The 21,595-nt window shown below is 45.0% G+C and carries 19 protein-coding genes and 1 pseudogene; 11 read left to right on the forward strand and 9 right to left on the reverse strand.

Going from position 1 to position 21,595, the window contains the following annotated elements:
- Positions 1–15 precede the first annotated feature (15 nt).
- Positions 16–1,137 carry a T4P machinery localization factor FimV gene (gene fimV, locus L2096_RS04955; RefSeq protein WP_250364975.1) on the reverse strand — a complete coding sequence of 374 codons (1,122 nt, stop codon included), beginning with the start codon at positions 1,135–1,137 and terminating at the stop codon, positions 16–18.
- A 225-nt stretch (positions 1,138–1,362) separates the two neighbouring features.
- A complete protein-coding gene (asd, locus tag L2096_RS04960; RefSeq protein WP_004932718.1) occupies positions 1,363–2,481 on the reverse strand; it encodes an aspartate-semialdehyde dehydrogenase in 1,119 nt (372 codons plus the stop codon).
- A gap of 182 nt (positions 2,482–2,663) precedes the next feature.
- On the opposite strand from asd, the gene L2096_RS04965 reads away from it, so the two are divergent.
- Positions 2,664–3,776, forward strand: a complete 1,113-nt coding sequence (locus L2096_RS04965; protein ID WP_250365028.1) for an endonuclease/exonuclease/phosphatase family protein — start codon at positions 2,664–2,666, stop codon at positions 3,774–3,776.
- A gap of 822 nt (positions 3,777–4,598) precedes the next feature.
- Positions 4,599–5,897: a glutamate/aspartate:proton symporter GltP gene (gene gltP / locus L2096_RS04970; protein ID WP_004932722.1), complete on the forward strand. Its 1,299-nt coding sequence runs from the start codon at positions 4,599–4,601 to the stop codon at positions 5,895–5,897.
- A gap of 44 nt (positions 5,898–5,941) precedes the next feature.
- On the opposite strand, the gene L2096_RS04975 is transcribed toward gltP, so the two are convergent.
- The 4 genes from L2096_RS04975 to L2096_RS04990 form a co-directional block, all read right to left on the reverse strand.
- Positions 5,942–7,048: a glycosyltransferase family 4 protein gene (locus L2096_RS04975; protein ID WP_119025647.1), complete on the reverse strand. Its 1,107-nt coding sequence runs from the start codon at positions 7,046–7,048 to the stop codon at positions 5,942–5,944.
- Positions 7,049–7,074: 26 nt separating this feature from the next.
- Complete coding sequence (gene lpxL / locus L2096_RS04980; RefSeq protein ID WP_250364976.1) at positions 7,075–8,010, reverse strand: LpxL/LpxP family Kdo(2)-lipid IV(A) lauroyl/palmitoleoyl acyltransferase; 936 nt, start codon at positions 8,008–8,010, stop codon at positions 7,075–7,077.
- Positions 8,011–8,133: 123 nt separating this feature from the next.
- A complete protein-coding gene (locus tag L2096_RS04985) occupies positions 8,134–8,766 on the reverse strand; it encodes a LysE family translocator (protein ID WP_250364977.1) in 633 nt (210 codons plus the stop codon).
- A gap of 109 nt (positions 8,767–8,875) precedes the next feature.
- Positions 8,876–10,777: an ATP-binding cassette domain-containing protein gene (locus tag L2096_RS04990; RefSeq protein WP_250364978.1), complete on the reverse strand. Its 1,902-nt coding sequence runs from the start codon at positions 10,775–10,777 to the stop codon at positions 8,876–8,878.
- 34 nt (positions 10,778–10,811) lie between these two features.
- Between L2096_RS04990 and L2096_RS04995 the strand changes: the two genes are divergently transcribed.
- The 9 genes and pseudogenes from L2096_RS04995 to L2096_RS05035 all read left to right on the forward strand — a co-directional run bounded on the left by L2096_RS04995 (position 10,812) and on the right by L2096_RS05035 (position 19,193).
- Complete coding sequence (locus L2096_RS04995) at positions 10,812–11,057, forward strand: SlyX family protein (RefSeq protein ID WP_004932731.1); 246 nt, start codon at positions 10,812–10,814, stop codon at positions 11,055–11,057.
- 37 nt (positions 11,058–11,094) lie between these two features.
- The gene (locus L2096_RS05000) at positions 11,095–12,093 is read left to right on the forward strand and encodes a hypothetical protein (RefSeq protein WP_151745857.1); all 999 of its coding nucleotides are present in this window, start codon (positions 11,095–11,097) and stop codon (positions 12,091–12,093) included.
- Between the two features lie 110 nt (positions 12,094–12,203).
- Positions 12,204–12,653: a hypothetical protein gene (locus L2096_RS05005; RefSeq protein ID WP_004943776.1), complete on the forward strand. Its 450-nt coding sequence runs from the start codon at positions 12,204–12,206 to the stop codon at positions 12,651–12,653.
- A 32-nt stretch (positions 12,654–12,685) separates the two neighbouring features.
- Entirely contained in the window at positions 12,686–15,331 is a 2,646-nt protein-coding gene (gene topA, locus L2096_RS05010; RefSeq protein WP_004932739.1) for a type I DNA topoisomerase, read from the forward strand.
- A gap of 148 nt (positions 15,332–15,479) precedes the next feature.
- Positions 15,480–17,468 (forward strand): ATP-dependent helicase, encoded by a 1,989-nt coding sequence (locus L2096_RS05015; RefSeq protein ID WP_250364979.1) that lies wholly within the window; start codon positions 15,480–15,482, stop codon positions 17,466–17,468.
- Between the two features lie 98 nt (positions 17,469–17,566).
- Positions 17,567–17,818 carry an RNA recognition motif domain-containing protein gene (locus L2096_RS05020; protein WP_004943769.1) on the forward strand — a complete coding sequence of 84 codons (252 nt, stop codon included), beginning with the start codon at positions 17,567–17,569 and terminating at the stop codon, positions 17,816–17,818.
- A gap of 41 nt (positions 17,819–17,859) precedes the next feature.
- Positions 17,860–18,223 (forward strand): annotated as a pseudogene (locus tag L2096_RS05025) (ASCH domain-containing protein).
- Positions 18,224–18,298: 75 nt separating this feature from the next.
- On the forward strand, positions 18,299–18,802 hold the full coding sequence (locus L2096_RS05030; protein ID WP_004932752.1) for a DUF6586 family protein: 504 nt from the start codon (positions 18,299–18,301) through the stop codon (positions 18,800–18,802).
- Positions 18,803–18,914: 112 nt separating this feature from the next.
- Entirely contained in the window at positions 18,915–19,193 is a 279-nt protein-coding gene (locus L2096_RS05035; protein ID WP_004932755.1) for a hypothetical protein, read from the forward strand.
- 43 nt (positions 19,194–19,236) lie between these two features.
- Here L2096_RS05035 and L2096_RS05040 read toward each other — a convergent pair whose 3' ends face one another.
- The 3 genes from L2096_RS05040 to rpmB form a co-directional block, all read right to left on the reverse strand.
- Positions 19,237–20,955, reverse strand: a complete 1,719-nt coding sequence (locus L2096_RS05040; RefSeq protein WP_119025643.1) for a cation:proton antiporter — start codon at positions 20,953–20,955, stop codon at positions 19,237–19,239.
- A gap of 142 nt (positions 20,956–21,097) precedes the next feature.
- On the reverse strand, positions 21,098–21,253 hold the full coding sequence (rpmG, locus tag L2096_RS05045; protein WP_001205031.1) for a 50S ribosomal protein L33: 156 nt from the start codon (positions 21,251–21,253) through the stop codon (positions 21,098–21,100).
- Positions 21,254–21,265: 12 nt separating this feature from the next.
- Positions 21,266–21,502 carry a 50S ribosomal protein L28 gene (gene rpmB, locus L2096_RS05050; protein ID WP_000048256.1) on the reverse strand — a complete coding sequence of 79 codons (237 nt, stop codon included), beginning with the start codon at positions 21,500–21,502 and terminating at the stop codon, positions 21,266–21,268.
- Positions 21,503–21,595: the final 93 nt, after the last annotated feature.

Consider the following 21,595-nt stretch of genomic DNA (forward strand, 5'->3'; position numbering starts at 1 on the left):
CTTATGTTAGAGCGATCAACTTGAAGATGCTATTCGATTTAACAGTTTTTTTGAAAGATCACGCTGCTCTTGATTAAATCGTGCATCATTTTTCTCGAGTAAAATGCAGGCCGATTCAAAAGCACCCAGCTCGATATATTGCTGAGCCAGATCTAGATCGAGTTGAACTTCATCGATATCTGCCAGTTCCGGAAAAGCCTTAACCAAAGGATCTTTAGGCTTTATGGTGACTGGCGTAGCTATTGTGGTCGCAGGAGAAAGTGCTTCGCTTTCAGCTTCGGCTCCATCAAGCTCAGCAAAGATCACTTGAGGGGTAGAAGAGGCGGGAGAGGTAGAAGATAACGATGATGCTTGAGCAGTTGCGGCTGCGTCATCCATTGGAGCCAGTGTCAGTGTCGAGGCGGTATTCGTGAGTTCTACAGCAGCAGGTGCTGTCTGCTGTTGTATTTGTTTTGTAGGCTGCTCAGCTTCAGGCGTTGATACTTTTGGCACTGATGCAGGTTCTACATTGACCTGAACTGGCGTTGGTGGCACAGGCGTATTCAGTTTGAATTCTAGCGCCTGATTGGCCTCCAGAATTGGCTGAGGCTCAGGGGTGGGTTGTGTAGGTGAAATCGTCGTATCGACTTTATGCTCAACGACTACATCTGGAATAGGTGTCTGATTTGACGGAGTAACTATGTTGGTAGATGGAGTTTCCGTTGGAGCAGGTTTTTTTTGTGCAGCTTGATAGCGCACTTGAACTTCTGCAAGCACCTCGTGTAACTGACGCTGCTCAAGATTTTGAAGGAGCTGCTTCACCCCAAGCTCATCCTGCTGACGCAGATGCAAATCCAGTAAGTAAAAATAGAAATGATGACGTGAAGGGTCACGATTGAGCGTCTGATTGATCAGTGCCTCGGCAGCCGAAAGATGGCCAATCTCAATCAACTGTTCAATACGATCCTGAATATTGGGGTCAATCGTGGCGGGAACAAGACTCTCAGCCACTGCAAACGGCGCGTGATGAACATGTTCATGACCTTGAGCAATAGGGGCTTGCACCTTTGATGAATGCGACGCTTTTTTTTGATCTTGTCGTTTTTTTAAGATGATCGCGACGACCAGCAAAATGATAAATGCAATCACGTATAACACAGTTTTCCCCTGAAGCACGCGTGATACTGGCTGAGGATATTCGACCTTGATCCAGCATAAATTTTTTAATGTTTAGTTGAGAGCTAATTTAGCGTTTTTTGTGAGGAATGTCATACCCTTTTCTGTGCAGCAGGTAATTTAGGTAGAGCCTGCGCTCTATTTGGGTTCGACCAAATAAAAAAGCCGGTCAAATTCAAATGACCGGCCTTTTGATCAATGCTGCAATCAAGCAGCTTTGTATTCAATTAAAATGCGCAACATGCGGCGTAGCGGCTCGGCAGCACCCCAAAGCAACTGATCGCCCACAGTGAAAGCACCGAGATACTCTTTGCCCATATTGAGTTTACGTAAACGACCCACTGGAACAGTCAGCGTACCTGTCACGGCCACTGGCGTCAGGTCAGTCATTGACGCTTCACGTGTGTTTGGCACTACTTTTGCCCATGGGTTAGATTGACGAATCATATCTTCGATTTCATCAAGCGGCACATCTTTTCTGAGCTTGATGGTCAATGCCTGCGAGTGGCAACGCATGGCACCAATACGGACACAGTGACCGTCGATCGGAACAATTTGAGCATTCCCTAAAATTTTGTTGGTTTCAGCTTGGCCTTTCCACTCTTCTTTAGACTGACCGTTATCGAGCTGTTTGTCGATATACGGAATCAAAGAGCCTGCCAGTGGCACCCCAAAGTTAGCTTTCGGGAAGTCATCACCACGTTGTAACTGTGCAACACGGCTGTCGATGTCTAAAATCGCAGAGCGTGGGTCGTCCAGTAAATCTTTGGTGCTGTTGTACAGATAACCCATACCCGTCAACAGTTCACGCATATTTTGTGCGCCCGCACCAGATGCAGCCTGATAGGTCATTGCGCTCATCCATTCCACTAAATTGTGCTGGAACAGTGAACCCAGACCCATCAACATGAGAGAGACGGTACAGTTACCACCCACAAAGGTTTTGGTGCCTTTACTCAAGCCATCTTTGATCACATTGGCATTCACCGGATCAAGTACGATGATGGCGTCATCTGCCATACGTAAGGTAGATGCTGCATCGATCCAGTAACCGTTCCAGCCTTCAGCTTTCAGCTTTGGAAAAACCTCAGAGGTGTAATCGCCCCCTTGGCAGGTAATAATGACATCCATTTGCTTCAGACTACTAATGTCTGTCGCATCCATAAGTGCTGGGGCAGTTTTACCACCAAATGAAGGAGCTTCACCACCTGCATTACTGGTAGAAAAGTAAAATGGCTCAAAATGAGCAAAATCATTTTCTTCAACCATACGTTGCATAAGGACGGAACCAACCATCCCGCGCCAACCGACCAGACCTACTTTCATGTCACTTTGCCTCGGTGCGTTAAAAAATGTAAAAGAGGGGCTTGAGTGTATCAAAAGCGACCACAACTGCAAGTATTATCCAATTAAAACATACCCTTTATTGTGAATAAATTTATGAATGTGCTACATAGAGAGACGCGAGATAAAAATAAATTCAAAATGACAAGGTGGAACAAAACGTGATGCTTTTTTTGGAAGTTTGTGCGGTGCTGGTGATCTGGCTAACGTTTTGGTCATTGATCCCACGAGATGAGTGGTGGATTCGAGGCGCCGACTTTCCACGTCTGCAAATTTTGGCACTAGGTGCTGTGGTTTTATTGGCTTATGCGCTCTGGGATGCACCCTGGACGCTGCCACGTGAACTCATTTTAATTCTTCTGATTGCTGCAATTGCCTATCAGTTGAAAATGGTACTGCCGTATACTTTTTTATGGAAAAAGCAGGTATTACAGGTACCGCCAGAGCTACATAATCCAAGCCATCAGATTGCGCTATTAATTAGTAATGTTTTGACTCCAAACCGTCAGTATCATTTATTGATTGAGCAGATTCGCAAGCTTAAGCCAGATGTGGTGCTTACGCTGGAAACCGATCAGACTTGGCAAAATGAACTGTCGGTAATTGAACCTGATTATCCGTACCGGGTTGCTGTTCCACTCGACAATTTATATGGCATGCATTTGTATAGCCGTTTTAAGTTAGAGCATACCGAAGTCAAATTTATTCTGAGTAAAGAAATTCCATCGATTCATACCACGGTGCGCCTGCCTTCAGGGCTTCCGATTGATCTGTACTGTCTGCACCCTAAACCGCCAAGTCCAACCGAAGCCAAAGATTCGACCTTGCGAGATGCCGAACTGCTGATTGTGGGCGATCAGGTTAAAGATCTGGATCAGAGCTGTATTGTCATGGGGGATTTAAATGATGTGGCATGGTCGCGAACCACTCGGTTGTTTCAGCGAATCAGTGGATTACTGGATCCACGGGTAGGGCGGCATTTTGTCAATACTTTTCATGCCGACTATCCGCTGTTACGCTGGTCACTCGATCATGTTTTTCATAGCAATGATTTTGCACTGGTCAATATGCAGCGTTTAGTGCATGTGGGTTCGGATCATTTTCCTGTGTATGTGGTTTTACAGACCGATCGGCATTTTGAACAGCTTCAAGATGAACTTGAAGAAACTTCAGAGGATCATCAAGACGCGCAAGAGGCGATTCAGGAAGGGATTCAAAAGGCACGTGAAGAAGAACAGCTCAGTGCACAAGAAGCCAGTCAGCTTTCGAAACCTTAGTAAATTGGATCCTGTTGTAGGAAAATGCTTACATTCATTGGCGAATGTAGCCAATAGGCAGCTGTCGTACATCGGGATACTATAACTTCATCGGCACACGGAACACGGGAACGGATCATCCCACTAAGGAAGACGACGCTGATTGGAATGCATCACGGACTTGATGCTGCGATGGACGCAACACAAAACAAGAAATGTCTCGAAAGCACAACCTCATTAACCCGAGTTTTACAGGATGTATAACTCGGGTTGTGTTTATCTGTATTATCCTTTTTCAATCCTATATTTTAATCTAAGAAAACACTCTTAAATTTTACCTTTTGTTACAAAATCAATACATTTATCAAATGTTCATGCTGTTTTTTCATGATCCCAAAATTTATAGGTTTGTGTTTAATTTGCGCAATTAGATACATGGATGACGAATTTACACACTGATTTTGGTTAAAAAAACTACTTAATTTGAATAAAAAAATTGCATAAATCCTCAATATAGTGCATTTTTAGCCCGGTTTTGATTGATAAATGATCATCTGTTTTGTTTTTAAGTTTTTGAAAATATTAAATAAATTGCTATTTTTATTATTTTAAACCCTGTTTTCATCAGTTAAGCCTTGTTTAATAATTAAATCTCAATAGAATGTTGCGATCATTTTATCGCTCACAGTCCGTAGAAACGACTTTATATGCCTAAATGCCATGATGATGATCGCTGAGTTTTTCTAAGATCTCATAAAAAGGAGTTTTACGAACGAACTATTTGTAGAGCAAATGGTTTTCTCCCGTTCTAATTTTGTGCTTGTCACGCATAAGGATTATCTTATGAAAAATTTTAAAATTAGCCTCGCATGGCAAATTTTAATTGCGTTGATCCTAGGGATTGTTGTTGGGGCTATTTTACATAATCAGCCTGAATATAAAGATTTCATGGTAAATAACGTTCTGAAACCGTTGGGTCAGATCTTTATTAGCCTGATCAAGATGATTGTAATTCCAATTGTGTTCTCTACTCTGATTTTGGGTATTGCAGGCGTTGGATCGACCAAAAGTCTGGGTCGTCTGGGTTTTAAAACCATTCTTTATTTTGAAATCATTACTACAATCGCGATTGTTGTTGGATTGATTGCAGCCAATATTTTTCAGCCTGGTGCTGGCGTAGATATGTCTCATTTGGTGAAAGCGGATATCACTCAATATCAGCACACCACGCAAGAAGTACAATCTCAGTCACATGGCCTGATCCAGACCATTTTGTCGATGATTCCAACCAATATCATCAACTCTATGGCACATGGTGAAATGCTGCCGGTGATTTTCTTTGCAGTGTTGTTTGGTATCGGTTTATCTTCATTACCAACCACCACCAAAGAGCCGTTATTGCATGTGTTTCATGCCGTATCTGAAACTATGTTCCGCGTGACTCACATCATCATGAAATATGCGCCAATTGGTGTGTTTGGCTTGATTGCAGTGACCGTTGCCAACTTTGGTTTTGCATCGCTGATCCCGCTCGGTAAGTTGGTGGTTTTGGTTTATGCCGCAATCTTGTTCTTTGCTTTTGTGGTGCTCGGCATTACTGCACGTATCTTCAAAATCAATATCTTGACCGTGATGCGTATCTTAAAAGATGAATTGATCTTGGCGTACTCTACTGCCAGCTCTGAAACCGTTTTACCGCGTATCATGCAAAAAATGGAAGCTTACGGTGCGCCAAAAGCGATCAGTAGTTTTGTGATTCCAACAGGCTATTCGTTTAACCTTGATGGTTCTACGCTTTACCAAAGTATTGCCGCGATCTTTATTGCGCAGCTTTATGGCATTGAGTTGTCGTTGATGCAGCAAATTATTTTGGTGATCACCTTAATGATTACCTCTAAAGGAATTGCAGGTGTTCCGGGCGTATCGTTTGTGGTGTTACTGGCAACACTGGGTAGTGTCGGTATTCCACTGGAAGGTTTGGCATTTATCGCAGGTGTTGACCGTATTATGGACATGGCACGTACGGCACTTAATGTCGTGGGTAACGCCTTGGCTGTACTGGTGATCAGTAAGTGGGAAAATGCCTACGATTTTGAAAAAGCAAAAGAATACGAAGCGACGTTGAACCAGCCGAAGGCTTAATCGAGCTCCTTTTAAAAAAACAGGAAGCAGATGCTTCCTGTTTTTTATTGGGTTTGTGTCAATTCACGATATAACGCGAGTGTCTGACCACACATTTCATCTAGACGAAAACGATCGACAGGTGCAACCATTTGGGGTTGATCCAGATGTCGTTTGATGGCGTCTGTCAGGGCAGTCCGATCATCTACTTCAATCAAGCCTTGCGGATATAGGCTCGATAAAATTTCAGCAACACCACCTCGCTTCCATCCCACAACGGGCGTGCCCAAAGACAATGCTTCAAGAGCCGTTCGTCCAAAGGTTTCGGCCTGATTAGACAAAGACAGCACCAGATCGCTGATTGCAAGCCACTCACGAATTTCTGAGGTATGTCCGACAAAGGTGATCTTGTCACGTAATCCTCGATCACGAATGGTGGCTTCGAGTTCATCCAGATAGGCTTTTTTCTTTGGATCTGCACCACCGACCACAATGGCATGTACATCGGGATACTCGGCTTGCAGGTTTTCCATCAATTCAATCAGGGTTTCATGGCCTTTTAGCCGAGTGATCCGTCCCGGCAAACAAATCAGAAACTTGTTTTCAAGTTGTGGAAACAAGGTGTATATCTGATTTATCCACTGTGCCGATGGCTGATAGCCGTGCGGAAATGCCTTTGGATCAATGCCACGATAAATCCGAACAATCCGCTCTGGTGGACACTGCGGATAATGCGTGGTGATGTAATCCACCACACTGTCGGAAACCGCAATCACCTTTTCGGCTTGCGTCATGATGGCGCTGTAGCGATTGATCGAATAGAAGCCATGCACGGTACTCACCAGATGAGGGCGGCTATGTGCTGGCATGCCGCGAAGTGCAAAATGGGTCAGCCATGCCGGAACCCGTGAGCGGACGTGTACAATATCGGGTTGCTCGGTTTGTATGAGTCGACGTAAAGGACGAATTTGCCAAAGACTAGACAATGATTTTTTATGAATAGGCAGGGTAAGATGCGTTGAGCCTTCAGCTTCAAGCTGTGCAACCAGCCGTCCACCATTAGAGACCACCACGGACTGATGCCCTTCCTTAACCAGTGCACGGGCAATTTCAAGTGTGCCGCGTTCTACACCACCACTATTGAGCTCTGGAAGAAGTTGCATCACTTTCATGAAAAGGTCTCATTGGCCGATTGGAATTAGTAGATTTTGTCATATCCATCTGGACGTGTTTTAAAGCGACGATGGAACCACATATATTGTGTTGGTGCAATACGTAGCTGATTTTCAATAATTTTGTTTACACGTGTTGCATCGTCCACTTCATCTTCACTTGGAAGATGGTCAATGGCAGGTTCAATTAAAACATGATATTTCGGATTTCGAATATCACCGTGACGATAAAAATACAAAGGCACAGCCGCCGCTTTGGCTATTTTTAATAAACGACGATGTGCCGTAACAGTCGCAGCAGGCACGCCAAAAAAAGGTGCCATTACGCCTTGCTTCAGACCAAAGTCCTGATCTGGACTGTACCAAATGGCATCGCCGTCTTTAAGTTTACGAATGAGGCCACGCATATCATCGTGATCAATCTGATGTTTATAAATGGTTGCGCGGCAGCGATAAATCAGCATATCGAGTAAGGGATTGTTTTGCGGACGATAAACCACATCAGGTTCAAAATACTGTGCGCACAGATATCCACCCGCATCGAGTAGCGTACTATGTGTTCCCATCAACAACACGCCTTGTCCTCTCGCTTGGGCGTCGGTAATGTGTTCGAGTCCTTCAATGCTACAGCGCTGTTTAAACCAGCCGGGGCAGTACCATGCATTCAGGGTTTCAAATACACCCAGCATCATATCGATAAAAACCTGTCGTGCTTGCTCTTGTACTTCGGCCTCAGACCACTCGGGAAAACAGACTTCAAGGTTGCGAACGGTGGTTTTACGGCGTGATTTGAGAGATTTAAATGCAAGATTGCCCAGTGCATGCGCCAGACGCCACTGAACTGCCCACGGTAAAATTGCCAGCAGCATCAAAAATACGATCCCGATCCAGATACCCCAATACTTTGGTAACAAGAAAGACCATTGAAATTGACCGGGAGTATAGGAGGATGGCTGGCTCATACGTGTAAAGTAAGTCGTCGCTTAAAAGAACGAGAAGTGTAACATGAACTGATTTTGAACTTGTAGCGTCATGATCCGAGCGCCTAAACCAGTCTAAATGGTGACTGATCTTGATTTAGCAGTTTATCGTCGTGATTCAAGCAAAATGCGAATGGCCAAAGCAGCCAAAACTGTTCCCATCAGCCACTTTTGTATCTGCGCCCAAAACGGTTTTTGCTGTAGAAAATGTGCCAGCGTGCCAGCAGAAAATACTATCACGCCATTGATCAAAACGCTGATGAAAATCTGAATTAGCCCTAGTTGTAGTGATTGCGCCAAAACGCTGCCGTGGTGTGGCTGTATAAACTGTGGAAGAAGCGATAAATACATCACTGCGATTTTAGGATTGAGTAAATTTGTTACACAGCCCATGGTAAATAATTTAAGCGCCGAATCTTGCTGCAAAGCAGTTAAGCTAAATATAGGACGGGCATTAGGCCTAAGCGCGTTCCACGCCAGCCAAAGTAAATACAGCGCACCGGCAATGCGTAAAGTATCGTAGGCATAGGGAACTGCCATTAATAAAGCGGTCACACCGAGTGATGCACACAGCATATAAAAGACAAATCCAGTGGCGACACCTGCCAATGAAATCAGGCCTGCAGATTTGCCTTGAGAAACAGAACGAGAGATCAAATAAATCATATTGGGGCCAGGTGTAAGTACCATTGCCAAACTGATTAGTGCGAATGCGATTCCTTGAGAAAAATCCACCATGTCGAGTCTCTCGTACGAATTGAACTCGTTTTAGTCTACGCTCTTTAAAAATAAAAACAAAAAAAATCCTCTCCATCGCGAACGAGAAGAGGATCGTTGAAACTTGGTTTTAATTGCCTTTTGTTAAACTTTCCAGTGCTTCCCAGCGCTCAAGTTTTTCAAGCAACAGCTCTTCAATCTCGGCCAGACGCTCACTGGTTGCTGTTGCTGCTACTGCATCTTTTACAAACCACGAACCATCTGTGAGTTGATCTGAGAGTTGCGTTTGCTCGGCTTCAAGTTTTTCAATTTCAACTGGAAGTTGTTCAAGTTCGCGCTGATCTTTAAAACTCAGTTTCACTTTTTTCTGCGCGGGAGCGGTATTTGCTGCGGCTTTGGCTTGGGCTTTTTTTATATCTGCTTTTTGATCGACCACTGTCTGGTTCGGACGCTGCATTAAATAGTCCTGATAGCCGCCGACGTACTCTTCAATACCGCCTTTGCCATCAAAGACCCATGTTGAGGTCACGACATTGTCCATAAAGGCACGGTCGTGACTGATCAGCAGTAGGGTCCCTGTATAGTCTGCCAGCATCTCTTCGAGCAGTTCTAATGTCACCATGTCCAAATCGTTGGTTGGCTCATCCATGACGATCAGGTTCGATGGTTTAAGCAGTAACTTGGCCAGTAAGACACGATTACGTTCACCGCCCGATAATGCTTTAACCGGCGTACGTGCACGTTCTGGAGAAAATAGAAAATCTTGCAAATAACTGTAAATGTGTCGACGCTGACCGTTTACATCGACAAAATCTGACCCTTCAGATACATTGGCCATCACCGATTTTTCTAGTTCAAGTTGGTTACGCAACTGATCGAAATACGCGACTTCGAGTTGAGTGCCGGTTTTGACTGTCCCTTCATGCTCAAGCTCACCCAAAATGGCTTTGATCAATGTGGTTTTGCCTACGCCGTTATCACCGACCAATCCAATCCGGTCACCGCGCAGAACCACGGCAGAAAAGTCATGAATCAATGGCTTTGTATCATAACTCACGCTCAAGTGTTCAATATCAAAGACCAATTTGCCCGAGCGCTGAGCATCCTGAACACCCATGGCGACTTTGCCTTGCTGGAAACGACGTGCCTTCGATTCTTCACGTAATGCCTTTAGCGCACGAACACGGCCTTCGTTACGAGTACGACGTGCCTTAATGCCTTGACGAATCCAAGCCTCTTCTTCGGCGAGTTTTTTCTCAAATAGCGCATTTTGCTTTTCTTCGGCTTCAAGTTGCTGTGCTTTTAGATCAAGGTAACGAGAATAGTTACCTTCATAGCTACGCAAAATACCACGGTCTAGCTCGACGATACGTGTGGCCAGACGATCGACAAACGAACGGTCATGCGAAATAAACAGTAAGGTTAGATTGTTTTGTTCAAGAAGAAACTTCTCAAGCCACTCAATACTTTCTACATCTAAATGGTTGGTCGGTTCGTCAAGGAGCAAGATGTCAGGTTGAGTCAGTAGGGCACGAGCCAGCAATACACGACGCTTACGACCGCCTGAAAGATCGGCCAGATCAGCATTCGGATCGAGTCCCATCTTGCCTAAAATGGTATTAACCTTGTTTTCAAGAGCCCAACCATCGAGCTGGTCAAGTTTGTGTTGTAAGTGGCCCATCCGGTCACAGGCGTCCATATCACCCAGCACACAGGCATCACTGGCTTCATGATAGGCTTTGAGTACCACCGCCGCTTCGCCAGCCCCATCGGCTACAATGTCGGCCACTTTACCTGAATCCATCGGTACATCTTGCGCCAGCATAGAAACAGTTAAGCCATTTTGAATGGAAACTTCACCACGGTCGGGCAAGAGACTTCCCTCAATGAGCTTAAGTAAAGTAGACTTACCCTCACCATTACGACCAATCAAACACACTCGTTCGCCACGTTCGAGTACGAAGTTCGCGCCGTCGAGGAGGGCAGGTCCACCAAATGCAAGTTGGACATCCCTTAAAGTAATATAGGCCATAATGTTTTCCAGAATCCCAAATGAGGAGAGTTAAATGACTAAACCAACAGAGTCTGATGATCATGCGTCATTTTCCGCACCCATTGAAGATTTGCAAGTCCGAATTGCATTTTTAGATGAATTAGTTGAGCAATTAAATACACAGCTGGCTTTACAGTCACTTGAAATTGCTGATTTGAAAAAACAAATGCAAATTTTATATCAGCGTGTCGACGCCTCCGATTTATCCGAAGGTATTGCGCCTTTCGACCCGATGACCAATAAGCCGCCACATTATTAAGTTTAACCTGACACCTTTTGCCCCAAAGTGATCTGAAATGAAAAGTATTCTGCTCATCGATCTGGAAAAGACCTCCATTCAGATCGACCTTTTGCGTTCATATATTGAAAATGATCAGCTGATTTATGTGTTTAATTTATGTGACAAACTCACCTGTAATTTGCAGGCGCTCACGGAGTTAGCGAGTTGGGTCAGCAGTGGGCAACTGGTGGTACTCGACACACCAACACATACGGCTAAATCTTCGGCCTATGCCTTGCTTGCAGGACAGTTGCTGGCACTTTTAGATCCGGAAGCATCGATAGAGCTCCAGTCGAAGCATTCAGCCGCAAATGAACTGGCGGAGTTGCTGCGCGCAGCGGGCAAAACGGTTGTTACACAAGATACTGCGCGCCTAGAGACGAACAGCAATGCGATGCCAGCTGCACATACTGTGGCCGAACAACCGGCTTTATTACAAATCAAGCGCTACTGTGATGCAATTGGTCAAGCTCCCGATCGTTTACCCTTGACCATGGACGCCCTTAAAAATTCGATTGCCAATATCTTAAAACTCAGTGCAGATCAGGTGCCGCAAGTTCTGGCGCTGCTGGTGAGTTTGAAATTGATTAAACGCGATCAAGGGCAAGTGCGCTTTCGCAAAAAGATGCTAAAACAATGGATAGCACTTGAACTTGCGTCTAGCACAAAGACTCAGCCGCCCGCGGTACAGCCGAAGAAAAGCCAGGCCCATAGCGCGATGCCACAAGTCGTGGTGGGGGATGTCGATACCATCATGCAGTTTTTAAAAGAACAGCAGGCGCCAGCCGAAGGACCTTTTCCGCCGTCTTTAGATGAGTTGCAATGGCAGGCGTTACAAAAACTCCATGAACTCAAACTGGCACGGCCCAAAGATATTTTCAGCTTACGCGATATGTTGCAAGACTGGTTTCCTAAAGCCAATATTCATCATCTTTTGAAAGGTTTAATGGATAAGGGATACATTCAGTTAGATGATGATCAGCTACATTATACAGCCCAGACATTTATCCACTGAACGCATTCGTTTTACAGGCCATTGCGCCAGCTTAAGATGCTTTGCATGAAAAACTTGCGTTTTATGTTGCGCTTATGCAACTCTAATAAAAGAGTAGAACAGGGTTAACTATGGAACATTTAGGATTATGGGTTGCGATTATTATCGTGGTCTTTGTATTGGGCTCAATTTTTGGCTTGCGCGTCAGTCCGCGCGAAAAAGCGTTAGGATTGATGCGTGACAAAGCGCGTAAGATCGGACTGCATCCACGTCTTGTTCCAGCCCCTGAGTGGACAAAAATTCCGATGGCCTCTGAAAACCGTGCCAGTATGGTCGCCTACTATAGTGTACTGATTCCAGAAGCGCGTTTAGCTCTAATGCGTGCGCGTGTGGTGGACAATCAGCTTAATGTCGTGGCTGGGGATACTAAATTTAATCATTCCACCATTGCATTAAAAGGGATTTATGCTATTGATATGCAGGCAAACTGTGTCGGCGTGTACTGGGATGAAGAATCCGATCTAAAAGCAACACAACTTGACGAGATGAAAGCGTATTTACTTAAGCTCGCCGAAGTCTAAACATTATTAATTCACAGGAAAAACAGTTTATTATGGCGAATGCCCCTCGATCCGCAAGCAAAAAGAGCACTTCAGCATCTTCAGAGTCTGCTGCGAATAAACGTGCCTTAGTGATTGTGGAGTCGCCTGCTAAAGCGAAAACCATCAACAAGTATTTAGGCTCTCAGTACATTGTAAAGTCTTCGGTCGGCCATGTGCGAGATTTGCCGACAGGTGGTTCAGCCAAATCAAGTGAAAAAAAGCCAGTCAGCCGAGCCAAACTCAGCGCTGAAGAAAAAGAGAAAAAAGCTCAAACGGCCTTGATTAATCGTATGGGAGTAGATCCCGAGCACGGTTGGACGGCGCAGTACGAAGTCTTGCCAGGCAAAGAAAATGTCGTGGCCGAGCTGAAAAAACTTGCTTCGCAAGTCGATGAAGTTTATCTCGCAACGGATTTGGACCGTGAGGGAGAGGCGATTGCATGGCATTTAAAAGAAGTGATCGGTGGCGACGAGAGTCGTTATCAGCGTGTGGTGTTTAACGAAATCACTAAAAATGCCATTCAGGAAGCATTTAAGCATCCCGCACGACTCGATACCAATAAAGTCAATGCTCAGCAAGCGCGTCGCTTCCTAGATCGCGTGGTTGGCTTTATGATTTCGCCCTTACTGTGGGAAAAAATTGCACGTGGCTTATCTGCCGGACGCGTGCAGTCGGTCGCGGTTAAGCTGGTGGTTGAGCGTGAGCGTGAAATTCGTGCTTTTATTCCCGAAGAATACTGGCAGATTTTCGCCGATACGCTATCTAAAAAAGATCAAATTCGCTTAGAAGCCGTTAAACAGGCGGGCAAAACGCTGAAGCTGCGTAACAAAGCAGACACCGATGCTGTTTTAAAGCTGCTTCAAGATGCCGAATATAAAGTTGCACAGCGCGAAGACAAACCGACCAAGGTCAATCCAAGCGCACCGTATATCACCTCGACCTTGCAGCAGGCTGCCAGCACACGTTTGGGCTTTTCAGTGAAAAAGACCATGATGATGGCACAGCGCTTATATGAGGCTGGTTTTATTACCTATATGCGTACCGATTCGACTTTTTTAAGTGATGATGCGGTGAATATGGTACGCGAGCATATTCAGCAACAGTTTGGCGACAAATATGTTCCTGCCAAACCTAACCGTTATGGCAACAAAGCTGGCGCACAAGAGGCGCACGAAGCCATTCGCCCATCCAATGTAGCACTGACAGGTGACCAACTTGCAGGAATGGAACGTGATGCGCAGCGACTTTATGATCTGATCTGGCGTCAGTTCGTGGCATGCCAAATGACGCCTGCTGAATATCTGTCATCGACGCTTACAGTCGATGCCAATAATATTGAATTACGTGCCAAAGGCCGTACCTTGGTGTTTGACGGCTTTACCCGTGTTCGTGGTGCCAACAAATCCGACGACGACGTGTTACTGCCTGCGGTAAAAGTTGGCGAAACACTCAAACTTGAAAAACTCGATCCAAGTCAGCACTTTACCAAACCGCCTGCGCGTTTTACCGAAGCCTCTTTAGTTAAAGAACTGGAAAAACGTGGGATTGGTCGTCCATCGACCTATGCGGCGATTATCTCGACCATTCAGGATCGAGGCTATGTCAAGCTGGAAAATCGTCGTTTATTTGCCGAGAAAATGGGCGAGATTGTGACGGACCGACTCGACGAGAGTTTTAACAATCTGATGAATTATGCGTTTACCGCAGATTTAGAAGGTCAGCTTGATAAAGTCGCGACAGGCGAACGCAACTGGAAAGAATTGCTCGACAGTTTTTATGGTGATTTCAAAAATCGTTTGAATACTGCTGCCAGCAATGATGGCATGCGTCGTAATCAGCCGATTGAAGTGCCAGATGTGGCCTGCCAATTGTGCGGTCGACCAATGCAGATTCGTACGGGCACCACAGGCGTGTTTTTAGGATGTTCTGGTTATAACCTGCCACCAAAAGAACGTTGCAAAGGTACCCTGAACTTAACCCCTGTGGAATCGTTGGCTGCATTTTCCGACGATGATGCTGCTGAAACAGCAGATTTGATGGCCAAACATCGCTGTGCAAAATGTGGCACCGCGATGGATAGCTACGTGATCGATGGTGGTCGTAAGCTACACGTATGTGGCAACAATCCAGATTGTGACGGCTACGAAGTCGAAGAAGGCGAGTTTAAAATCAAGGGTTATGACGGCCCGACCATCCCATGCGATAAATGTGATGGTGAAATGCAGCTCAAGACGGGACGTTTTGGACCATACTTTGCCTGCACCAGCTGTGACAATACCCGTAAAGTATTGAAAAGTGGTCAACCTGCGCCTCCGCGTGTAGATCCGATCAAGATGGAGCACTTGCGTTCGACCAAGCATGATGATTATTTTGTCTTGCGTGATGGTGCTGCGGGCTTATTTTTGGCAGCCAGCAAGTTTCCAAAAATTCGTGAAACGCGAGCGCCAAAAGTAGCTGAGCTTCGCACGGTGGCCGAGCAACTCGATCCAAAGTATCAATATCTTTTGGATGCGCCCGATGCAGACCCAGAAGGTAATCCGACACTGATTAAATTCAGCCGAAAAAATCAGGCCCAGTACATTGGATCTGAAACACCAGAAGGTAAACAGACCAAATGGAGTCTGGTGTTTGAAAAGGGCAAGTGGATCGAAGCCTAAGTCCAATAAAAAATGCGAGCAAACAGCTCGCATTTTTTTGTTGTGTAGCTTTGCAAGCGGTGCGAGCCACAGATGAAAACAAGCCCCCATGCGCAGGTGGAGTAGAGTCTGCTACACTAAGGCATATTTTTGAATTGATCGATGTGCTATGAGTTTTGACCAATTAATGGGCGAGTTAAATCCGCAGCAACACGCGGCTGCAACGACTCAGGCCCAGCATTGTCTTGTGCTAGCAGGGGCAGGCTGTGGCAAAACCAAAACCATTGTGGCGCGTGCGGCTTATCTCATTGAGCAAGGGGTTCCTGCCAATCAAATTCAAATTTTAACTTTTACCCGTCGTTCAGCCAGTGAAATTGTGGCGCGAGTCGAGTTGGCTTTGGGGGAGCAAGCCAAAGGACTCCGCGCATCGACTTTTCATACGTTTTGTATGTACCTGCTGCGCCGTGTACCGAAAGCCTTTGGTTTAGAACAATTCTCGATTATTGATCGGGATGATCAACTGATGATGTTCCGTCTGATTCGCGGTAAAGATGACAAGAAGAATCCAAATCAACTTCCAAAGCCACAAGAGCTATGTGATTTGTATTCTTTTGCGCGTAATACCCGCCAGAAATTGAGTGATGCTTTAGAGAAGCAACATCCTGAATATTTGGCATTTAAGGATCAAATTGCCAAGATCATGCAAGAGTATGAGACACGCAAGCGGGCACGTAGCTTTCTGGACTATGATGATATTTTGGCGATTGTGGCTTCAGCACTCGATCAATCTGAAGGCTTGGTTGATTATGTCGCATCGATTTGTAAGCACATGTTGGTGGATGAGATGCAAGACACCAATCCCTTACAGTGGGCATTGCTTGAACCTTTAAAGGATAAAGTCAGCCTGTTTTGCGTGGGGGATGATGCGCAATCCATCTACGGCTTCCGTGGTGCCGATTTTGAAAATATTCATCGTTTTAATGAACGTGTACCGAATGCTCAAGTGTATAAACTTGAAAAAAATTATCGTTCCACCCAAGAAATTTTAGACCTCTCGAATTGGTTACTCGATCAATCGGAGATTCAATATGACAAGCGTCTTGATGCCTATCGAGGTGAGGGAATTAAGCCGCGCATGCATATTTTCCCGAATGAGTTTGATGAAGCCAAATGGATCGCAATTGATATTAAAGAGCGTCATTATTTGCAGGGGCATAACTGGTCGGATCATATGGTCTTGGTCCGTTCTAGCTTTGCTGCGCGGCATATTGAAGCGGCATGTATTGCAGCCAATGTCCCGTATCGGTTTATTGGAGGGATGAAACTGCTTGAAACAGCACATGTGAAAGATTTACTCAGTTTATTACGTGTGATTGCCAATCCTTTGGATGATATTGCGTGGATGCGCTTTCTTACCCTATGGAATGGGGTGGGCGATGTGGGGGCAAGTCGTCTGGCACAGCAGTTGTTACTTCAACCTGAATTCGAACTAATTTTTAATCAATTAGAACAATTTGGACGTATTCCTGTTGAAACCTTATTGATGATGAAACAGATGATGGTGCTGAAGCAGGAAGTACAAGCGTGTGTTGGTTTGGGTATTCAAGCAATTGAAGCACAATTGGCCGAGAACTATAAAAAAGACTGGAACCGTCGCCAAGGTGACTTTGAGTTGGTTAAACAATTGGCTTCCAAACATGGACAATTAAGCGAATTTCTTGAGGAATATGTACTTGACCCTGTTTCTATTTCTGAAATTGAACGTCAGTCGAATACAGATGTAGTCACATTGATTACCATTCACTCTGCTAAAGGTACGGAGCAGAAAGTGTGTTATGTCGCGAATGTGACGGCTGGTCAGTACCCACATGCGCGTGCTCAGGGTGACTTTGACGCGGTCGAGGAAGAGCGTCGGGTGCTCTATGTCGCGCTGACTCGTGCACAGAATGAACTGATTCTTACCAAGCAAAATCTGAATCTGTGGGCGCGAGATGTGGTGGATGAGCAAGGACGTAAAGTTGAAAGCTATTTCTTAAATGATCTCACCCGCAATCTGTGTACCTTGGAAACGCATCATAAACCCCGCCAGCAAACGGTAAAAAGTGCCTTGATGGAACGACAGTCGATTAATTTAGATTTTGGGATTAATCTCGATTAAACTAAGCGAATTACATTGTGGTAGTTGATGTGCAATGTTCAGAAAGTAGCGTAGGCGATTGCTTTTTGATGATTTTGCCTATTTTTGAAGGTTGTTAAATGAAAATTTTAGTTCGTAATTTAGAACGTACTGTCACAGAAGCTGAGTTACTGAAACTGTTCCAACAATATGGCACAGTAGAAACCTGCCAATTGGTTTTAGATGCTGAAACAGGTAAATCTAAAGGCTTTGCTTTTGTGGAGATGCCACATGGTCGTGAAGCGGTGAAAGCCATTAAAGGTTTAAATACTTTGCGTTTACATGGGACAGGAATTCGTGTAAAGCAGGCTGAAGATAAGCCACAGGCTTAAAGGAGAGGAGCAGCGTATGCTCCTTTTTTTATGGGAAAATCATGAGAAGCATTTATCCAGCGATATCGATTGTTGCGCCATCGGGAACCTATATTGCTGAAGGCATAAAAACCTTGGAAATTCGTTCATGGCGCCCCAATGAGCTTTCTCTTAAAGATATTAGTTATTATTGAAAATGCACATGATCTGAATCAGGATGGAGATGAGGAATTGGGTCGAGCAGTTGCATAGGGGGATATTTCATCTGTTCATGCTTGGCAGAAAAGTGAGATTGAAGCGGCTAAAGCAAGCTATTGGAAAGATGGCTATTGGGCTTGGGTCATTGAAAATGTTAGGCCCATTCATCCTCTCGTGAATATACCAGCTCGAAGAAAGATTTATTGGGTAGAGTTGGATGTGATGTAATTTTTTATTGTGCATTGAATTCAATTAAGTTTAATCTTAGGCCTATAACACATGCCAAGAAATTAGGAAAACTGTATGTCCCGTGTTGCTCGTTATCATGCCGATCGTACCAATCAAAAACTTTATTTTGCGCGTTTGGCGTGTCAGCAAGCCGAGCAGATTGAGCATGTTCAGCAAGCACAGGCATATCGTGAGGCAGCCGTCTTTCATTTGCACGGTGCAGTGCTGGCGTTTTTGCAAGAGCTGGTGCGTTATTATCGTTTAAACGACCTGCAACCGACGCTCAAGTCGATTGAAGAGAAAATGGCAGAAAAGGGGCAGGTATCGCCTGAAGTTGCCGTGCTGCAGCAAATTGCCAAAGATGGCTTTATTGCAGAGCTTAAGCGTGCTTATCGCATGTGTCAGTATGCACCTGAGCCGACTGAGCCAACACCTGAAGAAGAAACCTCTTCAAATCTGATTATTAAAGTCACGCAAGGGCCGCAATCGTGGTTACCCGATGTCAAAATACTCCGTGAATGGCACCGAGAACTGAGTCAGCTGATTGACGGTTTTCGTAATGAAATGGTTGAGTTTTAGTGCATCTTTCGATGGAGATGCTTGAAATTTTCAAGCAGAGCTCCTATATATAAATTCTACAGTTAGCAAAGTGCAGGTGCTCTTTGCCACCATGTTGAAGCATGGAGGGTTTATGTCGATACAACAGTTGAAAGAATTATTTGGTAACCAAGAAGCAATCTTAGAGTTGGTTCAACTTGAAGGTGGCGAATTGGCCTTGCGCAATGCGGGCTCTAATCAAGAGCCTTTGGTGAAGATCCAGTTTAACGATGAAGTCAAAGCACTTCTCGGCGATCAAACCGCGCTTGTTGCCCAGCACATGATTCAGGCAGCGTTGTTTGGTTTACTTGAAAAACAAGTGAACCAATGGCATGCAGAGGTCGTGGATGAGCAACCAGAATTTATGAGTTAAAAAAAAGCGTACTTTAAGTACGCTTTTTTTAGATCTGTTGTTTTTAATGCGTTACTGGTGCCTGATGTGCACGTTCAATTTGCCCTAAAATATGGGCACTCATGGTTTTGGCCATTTCTTCTTTGGCATAAAACACCAGTCCTACATTGTCTTTACGAATCACGTCGGCTTCTTCGTGACTTTCTGCACAGCAAAGTACTTCAATGCGTGGATTTAACTGCTTGGCAATATCTACAATCCGGTGAATATCAATAATATCCATTGGCGAGAGTACCAGAAGTCTGGCGTGCATAATATGTGCCTGAATCAGCACGCTAGGCTCAGTGGCTTCACCACTCACTGCAGCAATGCCTTTTTTACGTAAATCTTCGACAATTTCACGGTTTTCTTCTGCAATCACCACCTTAATCTCTTGTTGCATGAGGGTTTTGGTAATGCGTCGCCCAACCTCACCATAGCCGACCATCACCACTTGATCACGTAAATAGGTTTGATCAAGCTCATCGGGCAGCATCGCCAGCGGGTCACCACTACGTTCGAGTAAACGTGCCAGATGTGAGCGTTCTCGAATCCAGCGCTGGATTGGCTCAATAGCCGAGAAGATAAAAGAGTTTAAGGTGATTGAAAACAGCGCCCCTGCCAAAATCAGATTTTGCGCATCGAGCGTGAGTAGGCCTAAAGTCACACCCAATGTGGCCAAAATAAACGAGAATTCGCCAATTTGTGCCAGACTGGCACCGACAGTCAGCGCGGTATTGATCGGATAGCGAAAAAACAAAACCAGTGCCATGGCGGCCAGTGTTTTACCCACCATGATAATCGCTACAACTGCCAGAATTTGTAATGGTTGCTCAAGCAAAATGCGTGGGTCGAATAGCATGCCCACAGACACAAAAAACAAAATCGAAAAAATTTCACGTAGGGGTAGCGTTTCTTCTTCGGCGCGGTGACTAAAATCGGATTCCTTCACCACCATGCCGGCGAAAAACGCTCCAAGTGCCATCGATACGCCAAAAACAGCGTAGGAGCCATAGGCGATCGAAACTGCCGCAGCCACCACGGTAAGGGTAAACAGCTCACGGGAACCCAGACGTGCCACAAACTGCATGATCATCGGCACTAAACGTTTGCCGATAATCAGCATAAAAGCGATAAATCCTGCAACTTTTAGCAAAGTTAAGCCAATGGTCAGCCAGATATTGCTGCTCGCTGCACCGTGTGCCAGCTCTTTGCCGCCAAGCAGTACGGCCATGGCAGGCAGCAGTACCAGTACCAAGACCATCACCAGATCTTCAACCAAGAGCCAGCCGACGGCAATTTTGCCGTTGACCGAATCGAGCAGGCCACGATCGCCAAGCGCTTTGAGTAAGACCACTGTACTGGCACACGATAGACTTAAACCAAAGACCAACGCAGACCCGAAGCTCCAGTCCCACCACATGGCCACGCCAATGCCGAGTAATGTGGCCACTGCAATCTGTAATATCGCACCGGGAAGCGCAATACGGCGTACCTGAAGTAAATCACTGAGGGAAAAGTGCATTCCCACGCCAAACATTAAAAACATCACTCCAAGCTCGGCCAATTGATTGGCGAGTTTCATATCGGCGACAATTCCTGGAGTATTGGGGCTAATTAAAATACCTGCAACCAAATAGCCAATGAGCGGAGGAAGGCGTAGACGTGCAGCGATATAGCCAAAAAATAAGGCCAAACCAAATCCGACTGCCAGTAAAATAATTAAATCTACGTCATGTGGCACTCAAGACTCCTTAAATATGGAATGTGTATGAATTAGCAAAAAAAATGCCAAATTTTTATATTGATAAATATTAACAAGCAGAACAAAAATAATGCAAAAAAAAACGACTTCATTTGAAGTCGTTTTTTTACAGAATCTAAAATTATTTGATTTTAGCTTCTTTGAAAATCACGTGTTGACGGATTTTTGGATCAAATTTTTTGATTTCCATTTTTTCCGGCATAGTACGTTTGTTCTTCGTGGTAGTGTAGAAATAACCAGTACCAGCTGAAGAAACTAAGCGAATCTTGTCACGCATTGCAAGGTCTCCTTAGATCTTTTGGCCTTGAGCACGAAGATCAGCTACAACCTTTTCAATGCCCAATTTGTCGATGATACGCATACCTTTAGTGGTTAGACGAAGACGTACGAAACGTTTTTCGCTTTCTAACCAGAAACGGTGGTGGTGCAGGTTCGGCTCGAACCGGCGCTTGGTTTTGTTGTTGGCGTGTGAGACGTTGTTTCCAACGACTGGACGCTTGCCGGTAACTTGGCAAACCTTAGACATGGTGGAACTCCATTGATTTAGCCAACAGCAAATCTGTGGCCAGTCATACAAATAAACGGATTGAATTTATTCAAGGGGCGTTTTATACCAAAA

This window comes from Acinetobacter sp. ACZLY 512 (assembly GCF_023614015.1).
In the GTDB taxonomy this organism is placed as follows: Bacteria; Pseudomonadota; Gammaproteobacteria; order Pseudomonadales; family Moraxellaceae; genus Acinetobacter; species Acinetobacter soli.

Coding starts and splice junctions, on each gene's coding strand:
- asd (WP_004932718.1), bottom strand. CDS start 2,481: ATGAAAGTAGGTCTGGTCGGTTGGCGCGGGATGGTTGGTTCCGTCCTT.
- L2096_RS05015 (WP_250364979.1), top strand. CDS start 15,480: ATGAGTTTTGACCAATTAATGGGCGAGTTAAATCCGCAGCAACACGCG.
- L2096_RS05020 (WP_004943769.1), top strand. CDS start 17,567: ATGAAAATTTTAGTTCGTAATTTAGAACGTACTGTCACAGAAGCTGAG.
- L2096_RS04995 (WP_004932731.1), top strand. CDS start 10,812: ATGACTAAACCAACAGAGTCTGATGATCATGCGTCATTTTCCGCACCC.
- L2096_RS05000 (WP_151745857.1), top strand. CDS start 11,095: ATGAAAAGTATTCTGCTCATCGATCTGGAAAAGACCTCCATTCAGATC.
- rpmB (WP_000048256.1), bottom strand. CDS start 21,502: ATGTCTAAGGTTTGCCAAGTTACCGGCAAGCGTCCAGTCGTTGGAAAC.
- L2096_RS04975 (WP_119025647.1), bottom strand. CDS start 7,048: ATGAAAGTGATGCAACTTCTTCCAGAGCTCAATAGTGGTGGTGTAGAA.
- L2096_RS05030 (WP_004932752.1), top strand. CDS start 18,299: ATGTCCCGTGTTGCTCGTTATCATGCCGATCGTACCAATCAAAAACTT.
- rpmG (WP_001205031.1), bottom strand. CDS start 21,253: ATGCGTGACAAGATTCGCTTAGTTTCTTCAGCTGGTACTGGTTATTTC.
- L2096_RS04985 (WP_250364977.1), bottom strand. CDS start 8,766: ATGGTGGATTTTTCTCAAGGAATCGCATTCGCACTAATCAGTTTGGCA.
- gltP (WP_004932722.1), top strand. CDS start 4,599: ATGAAAAATTTTAAAATTAGCCTCGCATGGCAAATTTTAATTGCGTTG.
- topA (WP_004932739.1), top strand. CDS start 12,686: ATGGCGAATGCCCCTCGATCCGCAAGCAAAAAGAGCACTTCAGCATCT.
- L2096_RS04965 (WP_250365028.1), top strand. CDS start 2,664: ATGCTTTTTTTGGAAGTTTGTGCGGTGCTGGTGATCTGGCTAACGTTT.
- L2096_RS05005 (WP_004943776.1), top strand. CDS start 12,204: ATGGAACATTTAGGATTATGGGTTGCGATTATTATCGTGGTCTTTGTA.
- L2096_RS04990 (WP_250364978.1), bottom strand. CDS start 10,777: ATGGCCTATATTACTTTAAGGGATGTCCAACTTGCATTTGGTGGACCT.
- lpxL (WP_250364976.1), bottom strand. CDS start 8,010: ATGAGCCAGCCATCCTCCTATACTCCCGGTCAATTTCAATGGTCTTTC.
- L2096_RS05035 (WP_004932755.1), top strand. CDS start 18,915: ATGTCGATACAACAGTTGAAAGAATTATTTGGTAACCAAGAAGCAATC.